This is a genomic window from Streptomyces griseorubiginosus, assembly GCF_017614965.1.
GTDB classification, from domain to species: domain Bacteria; phylum Actinomycetota; class Actinomycetes; order Streptomycetales; family Streptomycetaceae; genus Streptomyces; species Streptomyces griseorubiginosus_B.
This window is the reverse complement of sequence record NZ_WVUG01000418.1, coordinates 1-6248: the sequence shown is the minus strand read 5'-3', so window position 1 is coordinate 6248 and position 6248 is coordinate 1. Positions and strand designations below refer to the sequence as shown.

Here is a 6248-nt window from a genome sequence, read left to right as displayed (position 1 = left end):
CCACCCCGTCCCCCGGCTTCTCCTCGGGTGCCCCCCGCAGAAGCACCGTGAGGAGTCGTACCGCCCCCCTCTTGTGGAGTGGGTCGTTGCCGTTGCCGCACTTGGGGGACTGGATGCAGGACGGGCAGCCGGCGTCGCACTCGCAGGAGGCGATGGCCTCGCGGGTGGCGGTGAGCCAGGTCCGGGCGGTGTGGAAGGCGCGCTCGGCGAAGCCCGCACCGCCGGGGTGGCCGTCGTACACGAAGACCGTCGGCAGGAGCGTGTCGGGGTGCAGGGGGATCGACACGCCGCCGATGTCCCAGCGGTCGCAGGTCGCGAAGAGGGGCAGCATGCCGATCGACGCGTGTTCGGCGGCGTGCAGGGCGCCGCCGAGGATCTCGGGGTTGATGCGGGCCTCGTCGAGCTGGTCGTCGGTGACCGTCCACCACACCGCGCGTGTGCGCAGGGTACGAGGAGGGAGGTCGAGTTTCGTCTCGCCCAGGACCTCACCGGTGATCAGACGCCGGCGGAGGAAGGACACGACCTGGTTGGTGACCTCGACGGAGCCGTAGCACAGGCGGCCCTCGCCCCAGGGGATCTCGGTGTCGGTCTCCAGGACGGAGATGGAGGTTGTGTCCCGGGCGACCGTCGAGTAGGGCGGGTTCGCCTCAGAGACCAGGGCGACGGAGTCCTCCAGGTCGAGGGAGCGGACCAGGTAGGTGCGCCCCTGGTGGAGATGGACCGCGCCCTCGTGCACGGTCGTGTGCGCCGCGCCCGCGTCCACGGTGCCCAGCAGACGGCCGGTGCCGGCTTCGACGATCTGGACCGGGCTTCCGCCCTCGCCGCGGATGTCGGTGAGGTCAGCGGCCCGTTCCCGGCGCGTCCAGTGCCAGGCCTTCGTGCGACGGCGCAGGAGCTTCGCGGCCTCCAGTTGGGGCAGCAGGCTCTCGGTCTCGGGACCGAAGAGGTCCAGGTCCTCGTCGGTCAGGGGCATCTCCGCCGCGGCCGCGCACAGGTGCGGGGCGAGGACGTACGGGTTGTCGGGGTCGAGGACCGTGGATTCCACCGGCTGGTCGAAGAGGGCCTCGGGGTGGTGGACGAGGAAGGTGTCCAGGGGGTCGTCGCGGGCCACGAGGACGGCCAGCGCCCCCTGCCCGGCGCGCCCGGCGCGGCCCGCCTGCTGCCACAGGGACGCGCGCGTGCCGGGGTAGCCGGCGATCACCACGGCGTCCAGGCCGGAGACGTCGATGCCGAGTTCGAGGGCGGTCGTCGCGGCGAGGCCCAGCAGTTCGCCGGAGTGGAGGGCCTGTTCCAGGGCGCGACGCTCCTCCGGGAGGTAGCCGCCGCGATAGGCCGCGACACGCCGGGCGAGAGAGCGGTCGACCTCGGCGAGACGTTCCTGGGCGATGACCGAGATCAGCTCGGCGCCGCGCCGGGAGCGGACGAAGGCGACCGAGCGCACGCCCTGCACGGCGAGGTCGGTGAGCAGGTCGGCGGTCTCGGCGGTGGCGGTACGGCGGACCGGGGCGCCCTTCTCGCCCTGCAGCTCGGTGAGCGGGGGCTCCCAGAGGGCGAACAGCAGCTCGCCGCGCGGGGAGGCGTCGTCGGCGACCTCGACGACCGGGAGGCCGGTGAGGCGGCGGGCGGCGACCGCGGGCTCGGCGGCGGTGGCGGAGGCGAGCAGGAAGACGGGAGAGGCGCCGTAGCGGGCACACAGGCGGCGCAGGCGGCGCAGCACCTGGGCGACGTGGGAGCCGAAGACGCCCCGGTAGGTGTGGCACTCGTCGATGACGACGTACTTCAGGGACTTCAGGAAGGAGGACCAGCGGGGGTGGGAGGGGAGTATCCCGCGGTGCAGCATGTCCGGATTGGTCAGGACGTAGTTGGCGTATTGGCGGATCCACTCGCGCTCCTCGAACGGGGTGTCGCCGTCGTAGACCGCGGGGCGTACCGCATTTCCGAGGGGTTGTGAAAGTTCCTTCACGGATCGGCACTGGTCGGCCGCGAGCGCCTTGGTGGGGGACAGGTACAGGGTGGTGGCACCGCGGCCGTTCGGGGCCTCGGAGCCCTCCAGGAGGGTGGAGAGGACCGGTACGAGATACGCCAGGGACTTGCCGGACGCGGTGCCGGTGGCGACCACCACCGAGTCGCCGTCCAGGGCGTGCTCGGCGGCGATCGCCTGGTGGGCCCAGGGGTGCTCGATGCCGCAGGCCCGCACGGCCGCGACGACCTCCGAACGAATCCGGTCAGGCCAGACGGCATGCCGACCCTCGCGCGGGGGCAAGTGCTCCGTATGAGTGATGCGCGAAGCCCGGCTCGGCCCGGAGGCGAGCCGGTCCAGGATCGTGCCCGGTGCGAGCCGGGACACGGGGTCCGCCGGGGATCGATCGGATCGGTGATTCTTGGCCATCGGCACCGAGTGTGTCACTGGCGTGACGGACAATGGGACCAAGGCGTCGTGCACGTCTGCCGTAAGTGATTGAATGCCATCGCGGCTGGCGAACCGTTCCGGGGGCTCTGCCGAGGTGTCCCGAGGGGCGACCGCTCGAGTAGCAAGGTGCTGGAGGATCCGTGGACCTGTCCCTGTCGACCCGTACCGTCGGCGATCGTACGGTCGTCGAGGTCGGTGGCGAAATCGACGTATATACCGCGCCCAAGCTGCGCGAGCAGCTGGTCGAGCTGGTGAACGACGGGAGTTTCCACCTCGTCGTCGACATGGAGGGCGTCGACTTCCTCGACTCCACCGGGCTCGGCGTGCTGGTCGGCGGCCTGAAGCGGGTACGAGCCCATGAGGGCTCACTGCGCCTGGTCTGCAACCAGGAGCGCATTCTGAAGATCTTCCGCATCACCGGCCTCACCAAGGTGTTCCCGATCCACACCTCGGTCGAGGAAGCGGTGGCGGCGACCGACTGACCACCGCCCCATGGAGCGGGAAGGGTCCGCTCCCGGGACGGAAGATGTACCGACAGGGGGTCCGGGCTTTCGGCGGCCCGGTCCCCCCACAGCACGCCCGTAGTTCCGAGGGGGACGCATGGCCACCGTTGAACTCCGCTTCAGCGCGCTGCCCGAGCACGTCAGGACCGCCCGACTGGTGGCGGCAGCGGTGGCGCGCAGGGCCGGAGTGGACGAGGCCGTTCTCGACGAGGTCAGGCTCGCCGTCGGCGAGGCCTGTTCCCGTGCCGTCGGACTGCACCAGAGCGCCGGCATCACCACGCCGGTGCAGGTGAAGCTGATCGAGGAGGAGAAGCAGTTCTCCATCGAGGTCGGTGACGAGGCACCGCGCTCGGTGCCCGGAGACCGGGCAGCAGGGTCGCTGGGTGACGACGTGGAGGCCGAGGAGGACGAGATGGGCCTCGCGGTCATCAGCGGCCTCGTCGACGACGTTGAGGTCAGTGCGGGGGAGAACGGCGGGTCGATCCGGATGACCTGGCCGACCACTCCGCCGGTCGCGGTACTCCCCTGACCCCACCCTCGTACCAGCAGAAGACCACCTGAAGATCAGCTTAGATCACCCGAAGACCGCCTGAAGGGCCCTGCTGAGCAGGGCCCTTTCAGTTTTTCCGATCACCTTTGCAATTCGTGAATGAATTCACGATCAATGAGGTGATAATTCGATCAAGCGGCAATGCGGCCGTCAATGCCTTTGGGGCGTTACCTCTTTCGGGTTCCCTGGCGTGACGTCGATCATTTGCTGAGAAGCATGTGAAGGTTAATTCCGTTTCCCGTGCTCTGTTTTGATCAGGTCGGGGTACCTAGAATCCGTCCACATCTTGAGCTCAGCCCAAGCGTCAAGGAGGACGAATGGCGGGGCTTTCTACCCCTCATGAGTTGGACCACCCCACAACCTTCGCAGCCGCAGTGCTCACCGACGACAACCGGATCATCGTGACGATCATCGGAGTCGTCGCGCTGGCCGCGCTCGTGGTCGCGGGCATCCTGGTGCGCCAGGTGCTGGCGGCGGGCGAGGGCACCGACAGCATGAAGAAGATCGCGGAAGCGGTCCAGGAAGGCGCCAACGCCTATCTGGGACGCCAGCTGCGCACGCTCGGCGTATTCGCCGTCGTCGTGTTCTTCCTGCTCATGCTGCTGCCCGCGGACGACTGGAATCAGCGCGCAGGCCGATCGGTGTTCTTCTTGATCGGCGCCGCGTTCTCGGCGGCCACCGGTTATATCGGCATGTGGCTGGCGGTGCGCAGCAATGTGCGTGTTGCCGCGGCGGCCCGGGAAGCGACCCCGGCGGAGGGTGAGCCGGAAAAGGATCTCACCACCGTCTCGCACAAAGCCATGAAGATCGCTTTCCGCACGGGCGGCGTCGTCGGCATGTTCACAGTGGGGCTCGGTCTGCTGGGCGCCTCCTGTGTGGTGCTGGTGTACGCGGCCGACGCGCCGAAGGTGCTCGAGGGCTTCGGCCTCGGGGCCGCTCTGATCGCCATGTTCATGCGTGTCGGCGGCGGCATCTTCACCAAGGCCGCCGACGTCGGCGCCGACCTGGTCGGCAAGGTCGAGCAGGGCATTCCGGAGGACGACCCGCGCAATGCCGCGACCATCGCCGACAACGTGGGCGACAACGTCGGCGACTGTGCCGGCATGGCGGCCGACCTCTTCGAGTCGTACGCCGTGACCCTGGTCGCCGCGCTGATCCTCGGCAAGGCGGCCTTCGGCGACTCCGGGCTCGCCTTCCCGCTGATCGTGCCGGCCATCGGCGTGATCACCGCCATGATCGGCATCTTCGCCGTCGCCCCGCGCCGGGCCGACCGCAGCGGCATGTCCGCGATCAACCGGGGCTTCTTCATCTCCGCGGTGATCTCGCTCGGGCTGGTGGCGGCGGCCGTCTTCATCTATCTCCCGGCCAAGTACAGCGACCTCGACGGCATCAGCGACGCGGCGATCCGGGCCAAGGACGGCGATCCGCGCATCCTCGCGCTCGTCGCGGTGGCGATCGGCATCCTGCTGGCGGCCGTGATCCAGCAGCTGACCGGCTACTTCACCGAGACCAACCGCCGCCCTGTCATGGACATCGGCAAGACCTCGCTGACCGGCCCGGCCACCGTCGTCCTCGCCGGTATCTCGGTGGGTCTGGAGTCGGCCGTCTACACCGCGCTGCTGATCGGCCTCGGCGTCTACGGGGCCTTCCTGCTCGGCGGCACGTCGATCATGCTGGCGCTGTTCGCGGTGGCGCTGGCCGGCACCGGTCTGCTCACCACGGTCGGCGTGATCGTCGCCATGGACACCTTCGGACCGGTCTCCGACAACGCGCAGGGCATCGCCGAGATGTCCGGCGACGTCGAGGGCGCCGGCGCCCAGGTGCTCACCAACCTGGACGCCGTCGGCAACACGACGAAGGCCATCACCAAGGGCATCGCCATCGCCACCGCCGTCCTGGCGGCGTCGGCGCTCTTCGGGTCGTACCGGGACGCGATCACCACGAACGTGCAGGACGTGGGCGAGAAGCTGACCGGCAAGGGCGCCCCGTTGAGCCTGTCCCTGGACATCTCGCAGCCCAACAACCTCGTCGGTCTCATCGCGGGCGCGGCGGTCGTCTTCCTCTTCTCGGGGCTGGCGATCAACGCGGTGTCGCGGTCGGCGGGCTCGGTGGTCTACGAGGTGCGGCGGCAGTTCCGCGAGCACCCCGGGATCATGGACTACAGCGAGAAGCCCGAGTACGGCAAGGTCGTGGACATCTGCACCCGGGACGCCCTGCGGGAGCTGGCCACACCCGGTCTGCTCGCCGTGATGGCGCCCATCTTCATCGGGTTCACGCTCGGAGTCGGCGCGCTCGGCTCCTACCTCGCGGGCGCGATCGGCGCGGGCACGCTGATGGCGGTGTTCCTCGCCAACTCCGGTGGTGCCTGGGACAACGCCAAGAAACTCGTCGAGGACGGCCACCACGGCGGCAAGGGCAGCGAGGCCCACGCGGCCACCGTCATCGGCGACACGGTCGGCGACCCCTTCAAGGACACCGCGGGTCCGGCGATCAACCCGCTGCTGAAGGTGATGAACCTGGTGTCCCTGCTCATCGCGCCGGCGGTGATCAAGTTCTCCTACGGCGACGACAAGAACATCGGGGTGCGGATCCTGATCGCGATCCTCTCCCTGCTCGTCATCGTCACGGCGGTGTACATCTCCAAGCGGCGCGGCATCACCGTGGGCGACGAGGAGGGCAAGTCGGAGCGAATGGCCAAGTCGACGGACCCCGCGGTGGTTTCGTAGGCGGTCTTACGACGGTCCGCAGCAAGGGGCGGGCGGGCGACGCGTGTTGACGCGTCGCC

Annotated in this window: 4 protein-coding genes; 3 read left to right on the top strand and 1 reads right to left on the bottom strand. The window is 69.2% G+C overall.

What is annotated here, in order from left to right; genetic code table 11:
• Positions 1-2389, bottom strand: a 2389-nt coding sequence (locus GRC12_RS40710) for a DEAD/DEAH box helicase (protein WP_208785487.1), incomplete at its 3' end; no start/stop codon positions are given.
• A gap of 161 nt (positions 2390-2550) precedes the next feature.
• On the opposite strand from GRC12_RS40710, the gene bldG reads away from it, so the two are divergent.
• From bldG to GRC12_RS40695, 3 genes are all read left to right on the top strand, one after another.
• Positions 2551-2892, top strand: a complete 342-nt coding sequence (gene bldG / locus GRC12_RS40705) for an anti-sigma factor antagonist BldG (protein WP_003975386.1) — start codon at positions 2551-2553, stop codon at positions 2890-2892.
• A 118-nt stretch (positions 2893-3010) separates the two neighbouring features.
• Positions 3011-3442, top strand: a complete 432-nt coding sequence (locus GRC12_RS40700) for an ATP-binding protein (protein ID WP_208785486.1) — start codon at positions 3011-3013, stop codon at positions 3440-3442.
• Between the two features lie 338 nt (positions 3443-3780).
• Positions 3781-6189 (top strand): sodium-translocating pyrophosphatase, encoded by a 2409-nt coding sequence (locus tag GRC12_RS40695; protein ID WP_208785485.1) that lies wholly within the window; start codon positions 3781-3783, stop codon positions 6187-6189.
• Positions 6190-6248 lie beyond the last annotated feature (59 nt).

Bases quoted from the DNA above. Each gene is read 5' to 3' on its own strand.
- GRC12_RS40695 (WP_208785485.1), top strand. From the start codon at position 3,781: ATGGCGGGGCTTTCTACCCCTCATGAGTTGGACCACCCCACAACCTTC.
- GRC12_RS40700 (WP_208785486.1), top strand. From the start codon at position 3,011: ATGGCCACCGTTGAACTCCGCTTCAGCGCGCTGCCCGAGCACGTCAGG.